Origin of the sequence: Actinomadura sp. WAC 06369, from assembly GCF_003947565.1 — a bacterium.
GTDB classification, from domain to species: domain Bacteria; phylum Actinomycetota; class Actinomycetes; order Streptosporangiales; family Streptosporangiaceae; genus Spirillospora; species Spirillospora rifamycini.
The window spans coordinates 1-20,048 of the sequence record NZ_QHJN01000051.1 but is presented as its reverse complement, the minus strand read 5'-3'; the positions used below and the strand labels follow the sequence as shown (position 1 = coordinate 20,048).

Genomic DNA, 20,048 nt, shown 5'->3' with positions numbered 1-20,048 from the left:
TTTGGAGCGTTCCTGGCCAAAACCCGGTAACCCCGGACGCCTCACGGCGCTCTCAGAGCCGTACGAACGCGCCCAGGCCGAAGCGCGCCGAGGGCGACGCAAGAGAACAGGGTGAACAAACACCAGCGCCACCCCCCGCGACGCGGGGGATGGCGCTGGTGTCAGACATCAACCCGAGGATTGGTCCTTGCGGTCCTCGGTGCCGTAGTCATCGGCATAGTCGGCGTACTTCTCGGCGAGCTCGTCGTAGTCGTCGCCGGCGGAGTCCTTGACTCCGAGTTCGCTCTTCAGGCGGTCGAGGTCCGTGTTGCCGCTGTTGTACTTGAGCTGGCGGGCAACCTTCACCTGCTTGGCCTTGGCTCGGCCGCGACCCATTGGCTCGACCCCCTCGATGGTCAGGGCTTTCGTGGGCCCATCAACGCGCGCGTGTACCACACGAACCGATGCCTGATGAGCCATGCGTCAGTCACGAGTACAACCGTACCCGTTTTGCGCCCGGCTCGGTACTTCGGCGGTACGTGGCGGCGCTCTTGTTCGGGAACTCCAGTGTATCCGGTAGGTGCCAGTGGACCGACTTGACGTCATGTGAGCGCTGGTCACGCCGGGCCGAACGGAACGTCAAGAGCCCGACGGCCGTCGTGGGACGCGGTTACGGCGCCCCACGACGGCCGGTGCGGGGTCAGACGAAAATGCCGCGCAGACGGCCGATCTCGGACATCCGGCGCTCGGCGAGGCGGTCGGCGGCCACCGCCGGGGGGACCCCCTCGTCGGCGGCGAGCTCGAAGATCTTCCGGGTCGTGTCGTAGATGCCGGACGCCCGCGACTTGGCGCGTTCGAAGTCGAACCCGGTGATCTCGTCCGCGACCTGGATCACACCGCCCGAGTTCACCACGTAGTCGGGCGCGTACAGGACGTCCCGGTCGGCGAGGTTCTTCTCCACGCCGGGGTGCGCGAGCTGGTTGTTGGCGGCGCCGCAGACGACCCGGGCGCCGAGGGCGGGCACCGTGTCGTCGTTCAGGGACCCGCCGAGCGCGCACGGGGCGTACACGTCGAGGTCCGCGCGGATCATCGCGTCGCCGTCCGCGACGACCTCGATCTCGGGGTGCAGCGCCCGGACGCGTTCGACGGCGGCCTCGCTCACATCGCAGACGACGACGTCCGCGCCGTCCTCGCGCAGGTGCTCGACGAGGCGGTGGCCGACCTTCCCGACGCCCTCCACGCCGACCCGCCGGCCGCGCAGGGTGGGGGCTCCCCACACCGTCTCGGCGGCGGCGCGCATCCCCTGGAACACGCCGTAGGCCGTCAGGATGGACGAGTCGCCCGCGCCGCCGTTCGCGACGGTCCGCCCGGTGACGAACTCGCACTCGCGGGCGACGAGGTCCATGTCCTCGCTGAACGTGCCGACGTCGCACGCGGTGTAGTAGCGGCCGCCGAGGGACCTGACGAACCGTCCGTAGGCGCGCAGGAGCGCCTCGGTCTTGTCCTTGGAGGGGTCGCCGAGGATGACGGCCTTGCCGCCGCCGTGGTCCAGCCCGGCGAGGGCGTTCTTGTACGCCATGCCCCGGGAGAGGTTCAGCACGTCGGCGAGCGCCTCCTCCTCCGACCCGTACGGGTAGAAGCGGGTGCCGCCCAGGGACGGCCCGAGGGCGGTGGAGTAGATCGCGATGATGGCGCGCAGGCCGCTGGCCTCGTCCTGGCAGAAGACGACCTGCTCGTGGCGGGGTTCCGAGCCCTTGTGGGGCGACCCGAAGACGTTAGGCACGGTAGTGCCCTCCTTCCTGTCCACTGATCAGCCTAGGGCGCGCGGAGCCCCACCGGGAGGTAACGCGGGCGTCTCGCCGGGCCCGTCGCCGCGACCGCCGGGCGGGTCTCGTGCCACGATGCGTTCGTGTTTCCGTACGCCGCGTACCTACGGGTATACGAACCGGTGACCGCCTTCCAGGAACCGGCGCGGACGTTGTGGACGGCCTATGCCGAGTCCCGGCGGCGCCCGCGACGGATCCACGCGCTCGGCGCCGAGCAGCGCGACGCGGCCCACCGGCTCGCCGCCGTCCCGCCGGAGGCCGTCCCGGACCGGGAGAGCCGCGACGCCTACGTGCGCCGCACCGACGACATGATCTACGTGTGCCCGTGGGAGACGCGGCTGCGCTCGTGGATCGCGTTCGAGCGGTTCCGCGACGAGCACCCGGCGGGGGTCGCCGCCGCGTTCGTCCCGCCGCCGCAGTCCGAGCGCATCGCGCAGGCGTTCGAGCGCTGGAAGCGGGCCGGGCGCCCGATGCGCCCGCACATCCTGACGAGCACGTGGCACGTCCCGCTGGACTGGTTCGTGCCGTTCGTCCGCACCGAGCGCTCGCTGACCCTGGGCGCCCCCGGACCGGACGGCGGCGCCGCGTGCGAGCTCGCGGGGCAGGGGCCCGCGACGGCCGCGCCCCCGCGCACGCTGCTCTACGTCACGTCGATGGGCGAGGCCCGCCGCCGCGTGGACCACGCGCTGCCGATCGTCCGGGAGACCCTGGGGGACGGCTCGGGCGACGTGTACCTGCTCTCCGCCGGGCGCTTGGAGACGCTGTCCCGGTGGCTGGGCGAGTTCCATCCCCGCGCGCTCGTCGAGCTCGACTACGGCGGGCTCGTCCGTCTCCTGGACGACGAGGCGCTGCGGGCGGACGAGTCGGTCGCGGAGATGTCGGTGGCCCTCACCGGGATGGAGCGCGGTGAGGCGGAGCTGACCGTCGCGATGTACAAGCGGCTCCTGGCCCGCTGGCGCCCCGTCCGGGCTTTGGAGTCCGCCAACTGAAGCCCGTCGGGATGCCGGTCCCGTGGACGTACTGAACAAAATTCCCGAATCTGCGCGCGATACGACTATACGTGTCGCTAGAATCACACAGCGTGACCCGATGTTCATCGCCGATGCGCAGCTCGTGGCGTACGAGGGGATGTTTGCCCGCAACGTACGCCAGGAACTTGCTTGTTGCGCTCAGTGGTGGCAAGGTTACACGTTGTGATGTCATAGTGGCTCTTTCGGGCCATAGGGGACATCAGTGACCGCGCGAGGATCAATCGCAGGATCGCTGTCATCGGTCCACGGAGGAGAGGCCGCAAACATGTCAGCACGTACGCCAGAGGCCGAGCCCCTGCTGACGCCGGCGGAGGTGGCGACGATGTTCCGCGTCGACCCCAAGACCGTCACGCGCTGGGCGAAGGCGGGCAAGCTCACGTCCATCCGGACGCTCGGGGGGCACCGGCGCTACCGCGAGGCGGAGGTGCGGGCGCTGCTGGCGGGAATCCCGCAGCAGCGCTCGGAGTAGCCGCGCCGGGCCGGCGCGCCCCGCACCGGCACGCCGGACGCATCACAGGGGGGCCGGGAACGGCCCGGGACCACGGTCATCCGAGAATCGCGGTCCCGGCCCGCTCACGGTTCGATCGGACGTCCCGCCCGCGACTCGCCGGGCGGGACTCCGGCATGCCCGGAACATGGACGGAACCACGGCGGGCGCGCGCGGCAAGGGGGTGGCCGATAGTGGTCACCCGAGTCACGGCGGTCACACCCGTCCCGAGTGGACCGATCGCCCCGGCGGGGCCCGCCGGCCCGGCGGTGCTCAGCCGGCCGCCCGGCCGGACCTCACGCCTGCCCGGACAGCGGCCCGGCCGCCTGCCCCGGGGTGAGCTCCTCGTGCGCGAGACGGTCGAACAGGGCGCCGGTGCCGGGGTCGTGCCGGCCCGCGACGTGCAGCATCACGACCAGGTGGTCGACGAGGAGCCGTTCCAGGTCGGCCCGCGCGACGTCGCGGTTCTCGAGCCAGTCGAGCCCCGCCGTCTCGACGGCCGCCATCCACGCGCGCAGCGTGATCCGCAGCGTCGGCTCCGGGACGTCCACGGCCAGCGAGTGCAGGATCCGGTCCAGCAGGAGCTGGCGGATGCCGTCGACGATCTCGCCGACCTCGCCCGACCGGTCGGCCGGGCCGCCGCGCAGCAGGGCCGTGTAGCCGGCCGCGTGGCTCTCCACGAAGTCGAAGTACCGTTCGAGCGAGACGCCGAGCCGCTCCAGCGGCTTGCCCTCGGTCGGCGGCTCCAGCAGCACCGACAGCTTCTTCGCCGCGCTGCCGAGCGCCGCGATGTACAGCTCGTACTTGCCGCCGAAGTAGTGGTAGACGAGCGCCCGGGACGCGCCCGCCGCCGCCGCGACGTCGTCGATGGAGACGTCCTCCGGCGACCGCGTGCTGAACAGCTGCAGGGCGGCCTCGATCAGTTCTTCCCGTCGTTCGTCCACGCTGAGCCTGCGACGTCCCTGCCCGCCGCGCTGCCGGCTCCGCGCCCTGTCACCGGTCACCGCACGTTCTGCCACCTGCGCAGGGTATCCGAGGCGCCGCCCGGGGCACGCCGTACCGAGCCGGCCGCGGGGCGTCCCGTTCCCCTCGCGCGACCCGCTCCGTGCCGCGATGTGATCCGGGACACCACAGACCCGAACCCGGTTTGGCGGCGGACCGTTACTCCCTGTTGCGACGATTTGTGGGGAAGCCAAGGCATCATGGCATCTCCTCCCGCGCGGAGGAGGCGCGCCGCGGCCCCAGGCGCGCCGTGACGGCAGGTCCCGCAGGCCCCCCTGGACGGAGTGCCATGTCTGGTGAAGTAGACCCCCCGCACAAGACGCAGAGGGACGTCGTGGTGCCCAGGCCGCGGCGCCCCTCGTCGGCCGCCCGCGACGAGGGGAGGTCCGTGCCCGCGCCGAAGCCGACGATCCGCAACGTCGCCGAGCGGGCCGGGGTCTCCAAATCCCTCGTCTCCCTGGTGATGCGCGGCTCCCCGCACGTCAGCGAGCGCCGCCGGCAGGCCGTCCTGCAGGCCGCGCGGGAACTCGGCTACCGGCCCAACGCCGTGGCCCGCAGCCTCGTCGAGGGACGCACGCGCCTCATCGGCGCGATCGTCGCCGACCTGCACAACCCGTTCTTCGCGGAGTTCCTCGACGGGCTGCAGGAGAGCCTGCACGGCGCCGGGCTCCGCATGCTCGTCGGCAGCGGCCGCTGGGACCCGATGTTCGAGGCCGAGGCCGTCGAGGCGTTCCTCGAGATGCGGGTGGACGGGCTGGTGCTCCTCAGCGTCGTCCCCGACTCGCTGAAGGACGCGGCGGCGAGCGTCCCCGTCGTCGTGGTCGGCGAGCGGGACGTCAAGGGCGTCGACATCGTCGTGGACGACGACGAGCTCGGCGCCAGCCTCGCCGTCGACCACCTGGTGTCGCTCGGCCACCGGCGCATCGCCCACATCGAGGGCACCCGCTCGACCGCCGCCCGGTACCGGCGCATCGGCTACGAGAGGGCGATGCGGCGGCACGGGCTGGAGGACGAGATCGCCGTGCAGCCGGGCGACTTCACCGAGGAGGGCGGCTACCGGGCCGCGCGCGGCCTGCTGCGCCGCGACCGCCGCCCCACCGCGATCTTCGCGCCGAACGACCTCGTCGCGACCGGGGCGCTCTCGGCGGCGGTGGAGCTCGACCTGCGGGTCCCCGCCGACCTGTCGGTCATCGGCTACGACAACACCCATCTCGCGGCTATCCGGCACATCTCCCTCACGAGCGTCGACCAGCCGCGCCGCGACATGGGCCGCCTCGCGGCCGAGATGCTCACCGCCCGCATCGGCGACCCCTCCCGCGCCGCCCGGCAGAACCTCGTCGTCCCGCACCTGGTGGTCCGCTCGACCACGGGCCCGGTCCCCGCCTGACGTCTCCCGAACCGGTCCGCATCGGGTAACGGGCGGGCCAAGGCCGGGGCATTCGCCGGACTCCGGACGGCCGCCGGGGGGTTAATGGACTCACCGTTCGGCGGGCCGGGGTCAGGCGGGCCGGACGGCCCCCGGCCGGGCGCCGGCGCGGCCGTCCGGCCCGGACCCGCGCGCCGGGGCGGCACGGAAGGGTCGTGGACGATCGGGGGGTCAGCCGTGCGTGATCCGGAGCTGGTGTCGTGCGCGCAGCGCGCCGCGAGCGAGTTGGAACGGGCCTGGTCGCGGTGGAGGCACGCGCGCGGCCTCACCGAGCAGGTGTCGGAGTCCGTCGCGAGTTACGTGGCGCACTCCATCGACCATCCGTGGGGACGTCCCCGCGTGGTGCTCGGCCTGGACGCGGAGGAGGCGCGGGCGCTCGCCGCGCTGCTCGGCCGGGAAGATCCTTTCCGCTGATCGGGAATGCCTTTCCCCGTGACTTTCGTTTGACGAACTCGATGCCCGGTGCAGACTGGCATCGGCGATAACGAACCCATCACGGAGGAATCTGCCTGTGCGCATCAAACGAGGCGGCCCTGCGGTCGTCGGCCTCGCGCTGAGCCTCGGCGCCCTCGTCGCCTGCGGCACGGGCGGCGGGTCCGGGGACGCGGCGCAGCCTCCGACGGCGGGCGCCACGTCCCCCGCGGGCGCCGAACAGCAGCGTTCCGCGTCGCCCGACGCGTCGTCCCCGCTGGACGGCAAGGTGATCGTGATCGACCCGGGGCACAACGGCGGCAACGCCGACCACCCGGACGAGATCAACAAGCAGGTCAAGATCGGCAACGGCAGCAAGGCGTGCGACACGACCGGCACCAGCACCGACGACGGCTACAGCGAGCACGCGTTCACCTGGGACGTCTCCAAGCGGCTCGAGAAGGCCCTGGAGGCCGAGGGTGCCGAGGTGACCCTGACCCGCGACAGCGACGACGGCGTCGGCCCGTGCATTACCGAGCGCGCCGGGCTCGCCAACAAGCTGAAGGCCGACGCGGCCCTGTCCGTCCACGCGGACGGCACGTCGGCGTCCGGGCACGGCTTCCACATCATCGCGCCCGAGTCGATCGGCCGGAACGCCGCGGTGGTGCCCGCGTCCCGCGACCTGGGCCTCGCCCTCCGCGACGCCTTCAAGGAGGGCACCGGCGTCCCCTACTCGAACTACCTGGGCGAGAAGGGGATGGACTTCCGCGACGACCTCGGCGGCCTGAACATGTCGACCGTCCCGAAGGTCTTCCTGGAGGTTGGCAACATGCGCAACGCGGACGAGGCGGCCAAGATGAAGGACCCGCGGTTCCGCGAGCGCATCGCCGACTCCCTCGCCCAGGGCTTCGAGCGCTACTTCGCCTGACCCGCAGGACGCCCGACCAGCGGCGCGCCTGACCCGTCCGTCCGCGCCCGTCCGTCCGCGCCCGCCCGTCCGCGCCCGTCCGGGGTGTTCGGCGGTGCGGGAGCGGGGCGGCGGGCAGGATGGGGGGATGTCCGATCTTGCTGTGCCGCTGAGCCGTGTCCGTGACGTCCTGCAGGAGGCCGGGTACACCGTCGCCGGTGTGCGCGCGCTGCTGGGGCCGGTGGCGGGCGGGGCGCTGGCGCGGGACGAGATCGTGCCCGCGCTGCGGGCGACCCGGGGCGGGTCGGCGCTGGAGGTGCTGACCCGGCTGCTGTGGCTCCAGGTGCCGGTGCCCCCGGACGGGACGACGGACGAGCTCGTCCGCGCGGGGCTCGCGGAGGAGTCGGCCGGCGAGGTCCGGGGGCTGTTCCATGTCGAGCCGCTGGAGGCCGTCGGCGGGGACGGCCACGCCGGGTACGTCGTGTCGGACCGGAAGGTGCGGCCGGGCGACGGGGTCCCGGCGCCCGATCACGTGGTCGGCGCGGGCGGGGCGTCCGGGAGCCTCGCGCGCCTGGTTGTCCACAGCCCTGTGGATAACGTGCTCGACCTCGGGACCGGATGCGGCGTGCAGGCGGTGCATCTCGGGGCGCGCGGGCAGGCGCGGCGCATCACCGCGACGGACGTCAACGCGCGGGCGCTCGACCTCGCGGAGATGAGTTTCGCGCTGTCCGGGACCGAGAACGCCGAGACGCTCCGGGGGCCGCTGTTCGAGCCCGTGCGGGGACGGCGCTTCGACCTGATCGTGTCGAACCCGCCGTTCGTCATCGCGCCGCCCGGCGACCGCACGTTCACCTACCGCGAGTCCGGAATGCCGGGCGACGACTTCTGCAGGCGGCTCGTCACGGAGTCCGCGGAAATGCTGAACGACGGGGGATATTGCCAGCTCCTGGCCAATTGGCTGCACGTCGACGGGGTCCCGTGGGACGAGCGCGTCGGCGGCTGGGCCGAGGCGTCCGGGTGCGCGGCGTGGGTCGTCCAGCGGGACGTCCAGGACCCGGCGGAGTACGCGGAACTGTGGCTGCGGGACTCGTGCGAGGCGGGCACGCCGGAGTACCGCGCGCGGTACGACGCGTGGCTGGAGCACTTCGAGCGGCACCGGGTGACGGGCGTCGGATTCGGGTGGATCACGCTGCGGCGCGGCGGCGGGCCGGTGCGGGTCGAGGAGCTGCGGCACGCGGTCGAGGAGCCCGTCGGCGCCTACGTGGACGAGGTCCTCGACGGGTTCCGGGCGGGCGCCGAGTTTTCCACAGCCTGTGGACGAACGCTGCGCGCGGCGCCCGGTCTGGTGCAGGAGCAGATCGGCCCGCCCGGCGCCGAGGACCCGGAGCGGATCGTGCTGCGCCAGACCGGCCGGCTCCGCCGGGCGGCGGGCGTCGGAACGGTCGAGGCCGGGCTCGCGGGCGTCTGCGACGGCTCGCTGCCCCTGGAACCGCTCCTCGACGCCATCGCGCGCCTCACCGGAATGGACGCCGGCAGTGTGCGCGCGCACGCGGACGCCGTCCTGCCGGAACTCATCGCCGACGGCTTCTTCCACTGACGTCCGCTTCCACCGAACCCGCGCGGCCTGCCGGGCGGGTCAGCCGCGGGCGTCCTCGATGGTGGCGAAGGCGCTGCCGTGCAGGCGGCGGGCCAGGTCGCGCTGGACGCGGCGCGCCCACAGCGGCCCGCCGTAGATCATCCCCGTGTACCCCTGGACGAGCGTGGCGCCCGCACGCACGCGCTCCCACACGTCGTCGGCGGTCTCGACGCCGCCGACGGACACGAGGACGAGCCGGTCGCCGGCGCGGGCGCGGAGGCGGCGCAGCACCTCGACCGAGCGGTCCTTGAGCGGCGCGCCGGACAGGCCGCCGGTCTCGGCGGCCAGCTCGGGCGCGCTGCGCAGCCCGTCGCGGCCGATGGTGGTGTTGGTGGCGATGACGCCGTCCAGGCCGAGTTCGAGGGCGAGGTCGGCGACGGCGTCGACGTCGGCGTCCGCGAGGTCCGGGGCGATCTTGACCAGCAGCGGGACGTGTCGGCCCGCGGCGCCGTCGGCGGCCTCGCGCACCGTGCGGAGCAGCGGGCGCAGATGCTCGACGGCCTGGAGGTTCCGCAGGCCGGGGGTGTTCGGCGAGCTGACGTTGACGACGAGGTAGTCGGCGTGGGGGGCGAGCCGCCGGGCGCTCGCGACGTAGTCGGCGGCGGCCTCGGCCTCCGGCACGGCCTTCGTCTTGCCGATGTTGACCCCGACGACCGTGCCGGAGCCGCGCCCGCGCAGCCGCTCGGCGGCGGCCTCGGAGCCCGCGTTGTTGAACCCCATCCGGTTGACGACGGCCCGGTCGAGGGGGAGCCGGAACAGCCGCGGCCGCGGGTTGCCGGGCTGCGGGCGCCCGGTCACCGTGCCGATCTCGACGTGCCCGAACCCGAAGGCGCCGAGCGCCTCGTAGGCGACGGCGTCCTTGTCGAACCCGGCGGCGAGGCCGAGCGGGCTCGGGAAGTCGAGCCCGAGCGCGCGGACGGCCAGGGCCGGGTCGCGGGGGACCAGCAGGCGGCGCAGCAGCGGGGCGAGTCCCGGCACGGACTGGACCGCCCGCAGCGCCCGCATCGTCAGGTGGTGCACGGTCTCGGCCGGGACCCGGGCGATGACCAGTGCGAACAGGAGTCGGTACATCGCCCGCCAGTATCCCAGGGATTTCGTGTCGACGATTCAGGGTGCCGCCGCATAACCTGGCCCCATGCTGATCAATGCCGTGGCCACCGGATGGTGGCCGCTTCCGATCCGGGCGTACCGCCCCCGCCGCGCCGACCCGTCCGGGCGGAGCGTGATCGGCGGCTGAGACCCGCCGTGCTCCCGGGGCCGGACGTGCAGCACTGTCCAGAGCACGAACCACGGGAGTGACCATGGCCAAGAAGCGCAACAACATGCTGGGTGTCGGCGGCCAGCGCGGCAACGTCTCGCGGCGCGCGCTGCGCGGCGAGGCGGCGCGGACGTCCGGCGACCGCGACGACGCCGCCGCGGCGAAGCGCGAGCTGCTCGCGAAGATGCGGGAGCGCAACGAGCGGCGCGGCGCGGAGGCCGACCAGAACGAGAAGTGATCGGGCGCGCGCCGGTTCCTCCGGGAGCCGGCGCGCTTCCCGTGCCCGGCGGCGGAGGGCGCCCGGAAGCGTCCTACACGCCGCGGAACATGCGGCGGAGCGAGAGCCGGACGTCGCGGAGCGCCTGCCGGACGGCCCGGTACGGAATGCCCACGACCACGTTCAGCACGGCGCCGACGGCGCGCCCGACCGGGCTGAGCACGTTCCTCCACAGCCACGAGCACGGGGTCGCGACGAACACCCGCCACGTCCACTTGAGGAACCGCGCGGCGTAGCCCCACGGCGTCACGACCAGGACGTTCCACATCCAGGCGATGCCGCGCCCCAGGGCCCGGAACCCCTTCCCGATCCACACGAGCGGCGGGTAGAGGACGTACTTCCACAGCCAGACGGCCGGGATCACGACCAGCACGTTCAGCAGCCAGACGAGCGGCTTCAGCAGCACCAGGTCGAGCAGCCACCCGATCCACTTCAGGACCGCGACGATCGCGTGCCCCAGCGGGGTCAGCAGGGCGCGGTAGATCCACCGCGCCGGGACGACGAGCAGGTAGTGCAGCGTCGTGGCGACGGCGCGGCCCACGGGGGCGAGGACCCACCTGTACAGGGCGTTCCAGATGCCGCCGAGCACCCACCCGAGCCCCTTGCCGATCACCCGGATCAGGTCGTACAGCAGCCGGAACGGCAGGACGATCACGAACGCGACGGCGCGCAGCGGGACGACGATCCACGCGGGGCCCGCGTACTCGCCGCCGGACGGCCGGGGCGCGCCCGCCCGGTCGGCGCCCGCGCGGTCGGCGCCCGCGCGGTCGGCGTGCGGGCGGTTCGAGTGGGGGCGGGGCGGCTGCGGGCGGGGCGCGCGCGACAGGTCGGCGTACGGCCCGGGCGTGGACGTCCGGTCGGCGGGGTCGTCGGCACTGCTCACGGTTCTCTTCTCCCTCCGACCGCCGCCTGCGCGCGTCAGAAGATCTGACCCGCGGCGAGCCCGGACGGTTTCATCCGGTTCTCCCGGATTCCCGGCGATCACCGTACTGCCGCGGCGCCCGCCCGGCGAGGCCGCGGCGGCGGCCCGTGCCGACGCCGGGGGCACGGGGCGCGCGTACCGCGGCCACCTGCGCGAACAGCGCGGTTGATCTTGTCTGGGATGATCGGGGCATGTACGAACGCTTCGCCCGCGAATACGCCGCGCACGCCGAGACCAGCGCCTACAACGCCCTGTACGACCGGCCGGCCGTGCTCGGGCTCGCGGGCGACGTCGCGGGCGCGACGGTGTTCGACGCGGCATGCGGCCCCGGCCTGTACGCGGCGGAGCTGCTGGAGCGGGGCGCGCGGGTCCTCGGCTGCGACGCCAGCCCCACGTTCGTCGAGCTGGCCCGGGAGCGGACGGGCGGCCGCGCCGACCTGCGGGTGCACGACCTCGCCGACCCGCTGGCCTGGGTGCCGGACGGCTCGGTGGACCTCGTCGTCCTCGCCCTCGCCGTCCACTACCTGGACGACCCGGTCGCGCTGCTCCGCGAGTTCCGCCGGGTGCTGGCGCCCGCGGGCGCGGTCGTCCTGTCCACCGAGCACCCGGCGATGTCGTGGTGGCGGCGCGGCGGCTCCTACTTCGACGTCGAGGCGGTCGAGGAGTCGCTCAGCGACGGCCACGACTGGCCGATCCGCGCGTGGCGGCGGCCCCTCACCGACCTCGGCGCCGTGTTCCGGCGGGCCGGGTTCCTCATCGAGGAGCTGCTCGAACCGCGACCCGTCCCGGAGATGGCCGAGAGCCACCCCGACGACCACGCGTCCCTGAGCACCTTCCCGGCGTTCGTCGCGTTCCGGATCATCCCCGACCCGCGCGGTCAGTAGAGCTCGGGGCGCCGGTCGCCCAGCAGGTCGTTGCGGGGGCTCGCGGTCTTGTCGGCCGCGTCCGCCAGGTCGACGTCCGCGACCGCGAACCCGGACGGGCCGGGCGTCGCGAGCGGCCAGCCGTCCGCGCCGACGATCACGGTGCCGCCCGTCCAGGCGACGCCGCGCTCGTCGCCCGTCCGGTCGCAGCACGCGACGAACACCCGGTTGACGCGGGCGGCGGCCATCGCGATCACCGCCTCCGGCGGCCGCTCGCCCGCCGGGCGGTCCACCAGCGGCCAGTTCACCGGCGCCGCGAGCAGCCGCGCCCCGCCGAGCGCGAGCGCCCGCACCACCTCCGGGAACTCCAGGTCGTAGCAGATCGGGACGCCGATCGGCCCGGCCGCCGTCCGGACGACCGGGACCGGGCGGTCGCCCGCCGCGAACACCCGCTGCTCGGTGTCCCACAGGTGCGTCTTGCGGTAGACGGCGGCGACCGCGCCGCGGTCGACGACGGCGGCGCTGTTGTACAGGCGCCCGTCCGGGCCCCGCTCGCAGAACCCGCCGACGACCACGGCGCCGCCCGCCGCGTCCGCCCACGCCCCGAAGACCGGGTCGGCCGGGGTGATCGCGACGGACGCGGCCTCGGCGGCGGACGCGAACACGTACCCGGACGTCACCAGCTCGGGCAGCACGATGACGTGCGCGCCGAGCGCGGCGGCGTCCCGCACCGCCGCCGCCGACCGCACCCGGTTGCCGCGCAGGTCGCCGACGACCGGGGCGAGCTGCGCGCAGACGATCCGCGTCATGTCCGGCACCGGTGCACGGCGGTCAGGCCGCGGGCGGGTCGTCGCGCAGGAGCTGCGCGAGGACGTCGAACTCGTTGAACAGCGTCCACTCCTCGACGATGCGGCCGCCGGAGAAGTACAGCTGCGAGATGCCCCACAGGTGGACGCGCCGTCCGGTCGGGCGCCCGTACAGGCCGTGGCCGCGGTGCGTGCCCGCCGCCGTCCACCGGACGGACGCCGCGTACCCGTCGCGGTCGTTGCCCATCCAGTACACCTCGTCGACCTGCATCCCCAGGTCGGGGAACGTGGCGAGCAGGTTCCGCGCCATCCCCCGGACGTCCGCGCGCCCGTACCCGGACCGGTTCGACGCCCCGTGCCAGCGGACGTTCGGCGCGTACGCGCGGTCGACCGCGCTGAGGTCGCGCCGGTTGTAGGTGTCGTGGAACAGGGCGCGGACGGTGTGCTCCAGGTCGAACCCGGCGCGCGGGTCCGCCGCCGGGTACGGCTGCGGGCGGCGGCCGCCGGCCAGCCGCTCGACCTCGGTGACGCCGCGCTCGCCGAGCGGCGCGACGCCGCCCTCGTTGCCGTAGATCCGGGCGGCCTCCCGCACGTCGATGCCGAGCTGCGCGAGCTTCGCGGCCGTGTTGTAGAGGACCCACTCCTCGTAGATCTCGTTCTCCCGGACGACGCAGTTCGCGATCACCCACGTCTCCATGCGGCGCCCGGTCGGCGGGCTCCAGCGCCACGGGCCGGTGTGGTGCCCGATGTTGATCGCGCGGTGCGACGTGACGAACCCGTGGTCCTCGTCGCCCGCCCAGATCACGTCGTCGGCGTAGTGCCGGCAGTCGGGGAAGGCGTTGATGCTCTGGATCGTTCCCGTCACCAGCTGCTCGACGCCGTACTTGAACCCGGTGTCGTCGTAGAGGCGGCAGCCGGGGCTGTAGGTGTCGTAGATGTAGCCGACGTCCTGGTCCTCCCAGATGCGGTGGGTGATCCGCACGATGTAGTCGACGATGTCGGTGTAGGCGTCCTCGAACCCGCGCAGCGGCTGCCGCCGCGCGCCGTGCACCGTCCCCGGGACGTCCGCGCCGTGGCCGGGCCGCAGCGAGATGCGGAAGTCGGACGGCATGGTCCGCGGGACCGGCGCGGACATCGCCACCGCCGCGCCCGGCGCCCGGTCGGGGATCCGCCCGCCGGAGCCCGCCGGCGCCGGCCCGCCGCCGGCCTGTTCGTCGTTCCGTTCGTCGCGGCGCTCGTCGTCCGCCATGTTCGTCTGCCTTTCGTGTCGTTCGTGGACGGGTTCAGCGGTACCGGGCGAGCCGGAGCGTCGCGGTCGCGCCGTGCGCGGCCATCCCCTCGTACGAGGAGATCACCTCGACGGCCTCGGCCAGCAGCGGGGTCGCCTCGCGCGCGGCGCGCTGGTAGGTGAGCGGCTTGAGGAACCGCGACACCGACAGCCCGGCGCTGTGCCGCGCGCCGCCCGCGGTCGGCAGCACGTGGTTGGTGCCCGCCATGCCCTTGTCGGAGTACGCGACGGTGCTCCACGGCCCGAGGAACGCCGACCCGTAGTTGTGCAGGGCGTCCAGGTACCGGTCGTCGTCGGCGGTGAGGATCTCGAGGTGCTCGGGGGCGAGGTCGTCCATCAGCGCCACCGCGGTCGCCTCGTCCGCCGCCCAGGTCACCGACCCGAAGTCGCGCCAGGCGGGCCCGGCGATGTCGCGGGTCTTCAGCGCCGCGAGCTGCCGCTCCGCCTCCGCGACGACCGCCAGCCCGAGCCGCTCGGACGTCGTGACCAGCGCCGCCGGGGACTCGGTGCCGTGCTCGGCCTGCCCGAGCAGGTCGGCGGCGACGAGCTCGGCGTCGGCGGTGTCGTCGGCGAGCACCGCGACCTCGGACGGCCCGGCGAGCAGGTCGATCGCGACCGTCCCGAAAAGCTGCCGCTTCGCCTCCGCGACGTACGCGTTGCCGGGGCCGACGAGCATGTCGACGGGCGCCTCGCCGAGCAGCCCGAACGCCATCGCGGCGAGCGCCTGGACGCCGCCGAGCACGAACACGCGGTCGGCGCCCGACAGGTGCGCCGCGTACAGGACGGCCGGGTCGGCGCTGCCGTCCGGGCGCGGCGGGGTGCACGCCACGACCGTCCCGACGCCGGCGGTCTTGGCGACGCCGACCGTCATGCAGGCCCCGGCCAGCAGCGGGAACCGGCCCGCGGGCAGGTACGCGCCGACGCGCTGCACCGGCACGTACCGCTGCCCGGCGACCAGGCCGGGCGCCAGCTCGGTCTCGAAGTCGGTCAGCCGGGCGCGCTGCTCCCGGGCGAACGCCGCGGTCCGCTCGACGCCGAGCGCCAGCGCGTCCCGCAGCCCGGGCGGGAGCGCGTCGCCGCTGCGGGCGAGGTCGGCGCCGGACACCTCGACGTCCGGCCGGTCCCAGCCGTCCAGCTCCCGCGCGTACCGCAGGACGGCGTCCAGGCCGCCGGCCTCGATGTCGGCGAGCATCGACGACACCCGTTCGGCGACGGCCGGGTCGGTCTGCGCCGCCGGACGCGTGGAGCCCGGCGCCTTGAGGATCCGGTAGGACCCTTCGAGCTCGGCGAGCCGGGCGGGAGAGAAACGCATGGATCAACCTTTCGGGAAGAAGGGGACGAAGCAGAAAGCGGGCAGGAAGCGGGCAGGGAGCGGGCAGGAAGCGGTGCGGGTCAGTTCGCCGGGGACGGTTCGTCGCCGCGGGCGTGCGCGATCTGCGCGCGCACGGAGATCTCGTCGTAGATCCGCCATTCCCGGACGATCCGCCCGCCGCGGAACAGGAACTGGGACGCGCCGAGCACCTCGACGGGCGAGCCCGTCGGCGCCCCGTACGCGGGCGTCCCGCCGTACGTGCCGCGCAGGAACCACACGACGCCGACCCGCACGCCGCCGTGCGCCGCCGAGTCGTGCGCGGCGACGTCCCGCACCTCGACCCGGGCGTCCGGGAAGGGCGCCAGCAGGTCGAGGAGCGTGCGCTGGTAGCCGTCCGGGCGGATCACGTCGCGGTGCCCGGTGGTGTGGCAGGTGACGTCGCGGGCGACGAAGTCGGTGACGCGGTCGAGCCGCCGCCCGTTCCACACGTCCTCGATCAGCCCGAGGACGTGCTCGCACTCGCCGCGCCGCGCCCCGCCCGCCGGGCGCGGCCCCGAGTCGCCGCACGCCAGCGGGTCGGCGGGCGGGTCGCCGAGGATGCGCCCGCCGCCCGCCGGGAACGCGACGCCCCGCGCGACGGCGTCCGGGTCGAGGCCGAGCTGCCGGACGACCGCGAGCTCGTCCCGCACGACCCACTCCTCCTCCATCACGCCGCGCCGGTACAGGCAGGTGGCGATCGTGCGGGAGACGAACGGGCGGTGCGTCGGCGGGCCGTAGGGCGAGACGCCCGTGTGGGTGCCCGCGCTGAACACGCGGTGCGAGCTGACGAACGCGTCGTCGCCGCGCGCCTCCCACACGACGTCGTCGGCCTGCCCGACCCGGTCGGGGAACGCGCTGATCTTCTGCAGGGTGGACGCCACGACGGGCTCGACGCCGCGCACGGTCCCGTAGGCGCCGTGGACGATCGAGTCGGCCGCGTAGTTCTCGCGGATCAGCCCGACGCCGCGCCGCACCCAGATGCGGTCGGTCCACTCGGTGATGAACTCCTCGGGGTCGCGGTACGGCGCGTACGCGACCTCTTGCAGGCCGGTCGGGTCAGGGGTCGGCGTGTCAGCCACCGGTCTCCTCGATCTTCTTGATGCGGGCGGCGGCGCTCCGCAGCTCGGACCGGACGTCGGCGCCGTGCGCCATCTTGTTGATCGCGACCTCGATGGTGTCCTGGATCTGCGGCCAGTTGATCGAGGTCGGGATGACGCGGCCGGTGCGCAGCGCCTCGTACTGGAGCTTCGGGATGCCGCCGTTCACCTCGTTGACCTCGGGGTCGAGCATGTTCGAGGTGTGGACGGTGATGCCCGTGGCCTGCTCGGGCTTCGACTTGTCGAGCGCGATGGCCCGCTCGGTCTTCGCGTTGGAGACCCACTTGAGGTACTCCCACGCCGCGCCCTGCTTCTCGGAGCTGCGCAGCACGCCCATCAGCCACGTCATGCCGTAGGACGCGCGCTCCTTGCCCTCCCAGCCGGGGAGCTGCGCGGCCCGGATGTTCTCCGCGACCTCCGGCTTCACCTTCTCCGGGTTCGTGAAGTCGTCGTACTGCCAGGTCCAGGTCAGGACGGTGTCCGCGTGGCCCTGCTCCATCGACTGCGTGGCCTCGGTCTCGGTCCAGTTCGCCGACGCGGGCGGGCTGTACCCCTTGCGGATCATCTCGATGTACTTCTCGGTGGCCTGGACGCCCTGCGGGCTCGTGAACGCCACGTTCCCGTCCTCGTCGAACAGCTCGCCGCCGTTGCTCCACAGCATCGACAGCCACGTGAACAGGTTCTGGCCGCTGCCGCGCCCGTACTGCCCGGCGATCGGGTGCCGCGGGCTCGACTCCTTCAGCTCGTCGAGCTGCCCGAGGTACTCGTTCCAGGTCTCCGGCGGCTCGAACCCGAACTTCTCGTAGACGTCCTGCCGGTAGTACAGCGAGTACGCGTACCCGCGGACCGGCAGCCCGTACGTCGTCCCCGGGTCCCCGGCGGTGGCGGCCTCCCGGAACGGCGGCGGGTAGTCCTCGAGCGTCATGCCCGCCCGCTCCATCACCCCGTCGAGCGGCTGCACCCCGAGCCGGACGGACGCGCCGAACGCGTCCGTCCAGGCGACCAGGTCGTAGGTGCCGGTGCCGAGCGCGCTCTCGGCGACGATCTTCTGCAGGAACGACTCGTACGGGATGTTCGCCCACTCGACCTCGATGCCGGTCCGCTTCGTGAACTCCGTGCCCGTCCGGTCCTGCATGGCGAGGAACTGGGCGGCGGTGTTGCAGCAGATCAGCAGCCGGATCTTCGTCCCGTCGTACGGCTTGCCGGTGCGCAGCCCGAGGTCGTCGACGGGGCCGGCGCGGACGACGTCCGCCAGCTCGTGCCGTTCGGCGTCCGTCCCGCACCCGGCGGCGAGCAGGACGGCCGCGAGCGCGGCCGCGGCGGGGCGGGACGCCCGCCGGCGCAGGAACCCTCGCTTCACTTGATCGCTCCCATCGTCATGCCCTGCGCGAAGTGCTTGCGGACGAACAGCGACATCACCAGCATCGGCACCATCACCAGCAGGCCGGCGGCGGCCATCTGCCCCCACGCGACGCCTTCCGGGCGGACGAGCGTCATCAGCCCGACGGGCAGCGTCGTCGCGTTCTCCTTGGCCAGGAACGTCGGGAACAGGAACTCGTTCCACGACAGCAGGAACGAGAACACCGCGCAGACGAACAGGCCGGGCGCGGCCAGCGGCGTCACCACCCGCCACAGCAGCCGGACCTGGCCGCAGCCGTCGAGCCGCGCGGCCTCCTCGATCTCGATCGGCAGCCCGTCCACGAACCCCTTCAGCAGCCAGGTGATGTAGGGGACGACGAGCGACAGGTTCACGACCACCAGCGACGTGCGGGTGTCGAGCAGGCCGAGGTCGTGGAACAGCGTCAGGAACGGCAGCGCGATCGCGACGCCCGGGATGAACTGGGTCGCGACCATCGCGAGCAGCATCGACCGGTGCCCGGGGAACCGGTGCCGGGAGAACGCGTACGCGGCGAGCAGCGCCATCGGCAGCGAGATCAGCGTCGTCGCGGTGCCCACCACGACGCTGTTCACGGCGGCGGCGGTGAGGTCGTTCTCCCCGCCGATGATCGCGCGGAAGTTCTCCAGCGTCGGCGCGAAGAGCGGGGAGGTCGAGAACGCCTCCGCCGCCGGGCGGAACGCGGTGAGCGCGAGCCACACGATGGGGAACAGGACGAAGAACAGGATCGCCAGCACGGCGGCCAGGTGCGCCCCGCCGCCCAGCGCCTTCCGCGCGGTCAGGTCACGGGTGGTCATTTCGCCTCCTGCCGGTTCATGGCGATCAGGTAGCCCGTCGCGAGGACGCCGAGGGCGACGACGAGGATCCACGAGACGGCCGAGGCGTAGCCGATGTCGAGGAACGTGAAGCCCTGCGTGTAGGCGTAGTAGTTGAGGGTCTCGGTCGCCCGGCCCGGCCCGCCGCCGGTGATGGTGACGACCTGGTCGAACAGCTTCAGCGAGAAGACCGCCTTGAGGAAGACGACGATCAGCAGCAGCGGCCGCAGCAGCGGGAACGTCACGTACCGGAACCGCTGCCACGCCGAGCAGCCGTCCACCCGCGCGGCCTCGTTGACCTCGCCCGGGACGGACGCGAGCCCGCCGAGCAGCATCAGCGCGATCAGCGGCGCCCAGCCCCACACCTCGGTCAGGACCAGCACCATCTGCGCCCAGAACGGCTCCCCCAGCCAGTTCACGTCGGCGGCGAACGGGAACACGGCGTCGATCATCTTGTCGTAGACGCCGTGGTCGGGGTTCATCATGAACCGCCACGAGAAGCCCTTGAGCGCGGGCGCCACCGCGAACGGCAGGATCAGCAGCGCCTTCGTCAGCCCGGTGAGCGGGCCGCGCCGGTTGAGGACCAGGGCCATCGCGAGCCCGATCCCGACCGACAGCACCACCGACACGAACGTGAACCACAGCGTGACCATGACGCTGTTGAAGAACGTGTCGTCCTGGAAGGCCCGCTGGTACTGCTCCAGTCCGACGAACCCGCCGGGCGCCGTGGACTCGTTCAGCCGCCAGTGCCGGAAGCTGGTCACGAGCGCCGAGACCAGCGGGTAGACAGTGGTGAGCAGGACCGCGGCGAGGGCGGGGGCGAGGTGCAGGTACGGCTGTGCCGCGCGGCGCATCCGCCGCCCGCGCCCCGCGCCGGGCCCGGGCGGCCGCCCGGCCGGGGCGGCGCCGGACGCGGCGGAGCGCTCGGCCGTCGCCGTCACCATGGCACGGTCCAGGCGGGGGCTGGGGACCTCGGTTTCACTGCGGGCTCCTTCGCCGTGGGGTGACGGGGGTCTCAGGTCCGGGCAGTGTATGCGTATTCACAACGACGATTCAACACCTGGTCGCCGACTTTTCGAGAAGATCGACGGTGGGCGGACTTGCCGTGTTCACGCAGCTCAACATCATGTGACGGCCGTCGTGCGGGGGTGACCTCGGCGTCCGGCGTTATGCATATCCGTATGCATAGCCCGGCGGGCCTCCGGCGCCGCGGGTCGATCCGCGGGCGCGCGAAGCGGGCGGAGAGGGGCGGCGGAGCGCGGGAAGGGGC

20 protein-coding genes are annotated in these 20,048 nt (G+C 73.4%); 8 read left to right on the top strand and 12 right to left on the bottom strand.

The window, feature by feature from the left end:
• Window positions 1-168: 168 nt before the first annotated feature.
• Entirely contained in the window at window positions 169-375 is a 207-nt protein-coding gene (locus DMH08_RS16140; protein WP_026402736.1) for a DUF3073 domain-containing protein, read from the bottom strand.
• A 304-nt stretch (window positions 376-679) separates the two neighbouring features.
• A complete protein-coding gene (locus tag DMH08_RS16135) occupies window positions 680-1,762 on the bottom strand; it encodes a Leu/Phe/Val dehydrogenase (protein ID WP_125615285.1) in 1,083 nt (360 codons plus the stop codon).
• Window positions 1,763-1,927: 165 nt separating this feature from the next.
• Here DMH08_RS16135 and DMH08_RS16130 point away from each other — a divergent pair, with 165 nt between their 5' ends.
• Both DMH08_RS16130 and bldC read left to right on the top strand, forming a co-directional pair.
• Complete coding sequence (locus DMH08_RS16130) at window positions 1,928-2,794, top strand: hypothetical protein (RefSeq protein ID WP_425248252.1); 867 nt, start codon at window positions 1,928-1,930, stop codon at window positions 2,792-2,794.
• Window positions 2,795-3,101: 307 nt separating this feature from the next.
• A complete protein-coding gene (gene bldC, locus DMH08_RS16125; RefSeq protein WP_012850682.1) occupies window positions 3,102-3,305 on the top strand; it encodes a developmental transcriptional regulator BldC in 204 nt (67 codons plus the stop codon).
• Between the two features lie 314 nt (window positions 3,306-3,619).
• On the opposite strand, the gene DMH08_RS16120 is transcribed toward bldC, so the two are convergent.
• On the bottom strand, window positions 3,620-4,342 hold the full coding sequence (locus tag DMH08_RS16120; RefSeq protein WP_125615283.1) for a TetR/AcrR family transcriptional regulator: 723 nt from the start codon (window positions 4,340-4,342) through the stop codon (window positions 3,620-3,622).
• A gap of 317 nt (window positions 4,343-4,659) precedes the next feature.
• On the opposite strand from DMH08_RS16120, the gene DMH08_RS16115 reads away from it, so the two are divergent.
• The 4 genes from DMH08_RS16115 (at window position 4,660) to DMH08_RS16100 (ending at window position 8,666) form a co-directional block, all read left to right on the top strand.
• A complete protein-coding gene (locus DMH08_RS16115; protein WP_425248253.1) occupies window positions 4,660-5,712 on the top strand; it encodes a LacI family DNA-binding transcriptional regulator in 1,053 nt (350 codons plus the stop codon).
• Window positions 5,713-5,928: 216 nt separating this feature from the next.
• Window positions 5,929-6,165 carry a hypothetical protein gene (locus tag DMH08_RS16110; protein WP_026402732.1) on the top strand — a complete coding sequence of 79 codons (237 nt, stop codon included), beginning with the start codon at window positions 5,929-5,931 and terminating at the stop codon, window positions 6,163-6,165.
• Window positions 6,166-6,262: 97 nt separating this feature from the next.
• Window positions 6,263-7,090 carry an N-acetylmuramoyl-L-alanine amidase gene (locus tag DMH08_RS16105; protein ID WP_325052925.1) on the top strand — a complete coding sequence of 276 codons (828 nt, stop codon included), beginning with the start codon at window positions 6,263-6,265 and terminating at the stop codon, window positions 7,088-7,090.
• 127 nt (window positions 7,091-7,217) lie between these two features.
• A complete protein-coding gene (locus DMH08_RS16100) occupies window positions 7,218-8,666 on the top strand; it encodes a DUF7059 domain-containing protein (protein WP_125615280.1) in 1,449 nt (482 codons plus the stop codon).
• Between the two features lie 39 nt (window positions 8,667-8,705).
• On the opposite strand, the gene DMH08_RS16095 is transcribed toward DMH08_RS16100, so the two are convergent.
• On the bottom strand, window positions 8,706-9,776 hold the full coding sequence (locus DMH08_RS16095; protein WP_026402729.1) for a quinone-dependent dihydroorotate dehydrogenase: 1,071 nt from the start codon (window positions 9,774-9,776) through the stop codon (window positions 8,706-8,708).
• Window positions 9,777-10,006: 230 nt separating this feature from the next.
• Between DMH08_RS16095 and DMH08_RS16090 the strand changes: the two genes are divergently transcribed.
• Window positions 10,007-10,201 (top strand): DUF6243 family protein, encoded by a 195-nt coding sequence (locus tag DMH08_RS16090; RefSeq protein WP_125615277.1) that lies wholly within the window; start codon window positions 10,007-10,009, stop codon window positions 10,199-10,201.
• A 73-nt stretch (window positions 10,202-10,274) separates the two neighbouring features.
• Here the strand turns inward: DMH08_RS16090 and DMH08_RS16085 are convergent, their stop codons facing one another.
• Entirely contained in the window at window positions 10,275-11,123 is an 849-nt protein-coding gene (locus DMH08_RS16085; protein WP_125615274.1) for a hypothetical protein, read from the bottom strand.
• A 230-nt stretch (window positions 11,124-11,353) separates the two neighbouring features.
• On the opposite strand from DMH08_RS16085, the gene DMH08_RS16080 reads away from it, so the two are divergent.
• Window positions 11,354-12,046 carry a class I SAM-dependent methyltransferase gene (locus DMH08_RS16080; RefSeq protein ID WP_026402726.1) on the top strand — a complete coding sequence of 231 codons (693 nt, stop codon included), beginning with the start codon at window positions 11,354-11,356 and terminating at the stop codon, window positions 12,044-12,046.
• Here the strand turns inward: DMH08_RS16080 and DMH08_RS16075 are convergent.
• From DMH08_RS16075 to DMH08_RS16045, 7 genes are all read right to left on the bottom strand, one after another.
• Window positions 12,040-12,834 (bottom strand): nitrilase-related carbon-nitrogen hydrolase, encoded by a 795-nt coding sequence (locus tag DMH08_RS16075; RefSeq protein WP_125615271.1) that lies wholly within the window; start codon window positions 12,832-12,834, stop codon window positions 12,040-12,042. The genes DMH08_RS16080 and DMH08_RS16075 overlap by 7 nt on opposite strands.
• Window positions 12,835-12,856: 22 nt before the next feature.
• Window positions 12,857-14,080: an ester cyclase gene (locus DMH08_RS16070; protein ID WP_084550275.1), complete on the bottom strand. Its 1,224-nt coding sequence runs from the start codon at window positions 14,078-14,080 to the stop codon at window positions 12,857-12,859.
• A gap of 34 nt (window positions 14,081-14,114) precedes the next feature.
• A complete protein-coding gene (gene hisD, locus DMH08_RS16065) occupies window positions 14,115-15,431 on the bottom strand; it encodes a histidinol dehydrogenase (RefSeq protein ID WP_026402723.1) in 1,317 nt (438 codons plus the stop codon).
• A gap of 80 nt (window positions 15,432-15,511) precedes the next feature.
• Entirely contained in the window at window positions 15,512-16,549 is a 1,038-nt protein-coding gene (locus DMH08_RS16060) for an ester cyclase (RefSeq protein ID WP_233617632.1), read from the bottom strand.
• Entirely contained in the window at window positions 16,542-17,927 is a 1,386-nt protein-coding gene (locus DMH08_RS16055; RefSeq protein ID WP_026402721.1) for an ABC transporter substrate-binding protein, read from the bottom strand. Before DMH08_RS16055 ends, DMH08_RS16060 begins: the two co-directional genes overlap by 8 nt.
• A complete protein-coding gene (locus DMH08_RS16050) occupies window positions 17,924-18,760 on the bottom strand; it encodes a carbohydrate ABC transporter permease (protein WP_051300723.1) in 837 nt (278 codons plus the stop codon). The genes DMH08_RS16055 and DMH08_RS16050 overlap by 4 nt, the downstream gene beginning before the upstream one ends.
• Window positions 18,757-19,722, bottom strand: coding sequence for a carbohydrate ABC transporter permease (locus DMH08_RS16045; protein WP_125615268.1), 966 nt, complete (start codon window positions 19,720-19,722; stop codon window positions 18,757-18,759). Before DMH08_RS16045 ends, DMH08_RS16050 begins: the two co-directional genes overlap by 4 nt.
• Between the last annotated feature and the right edge of the window lie 326 nt (window positions 19,723-20,048).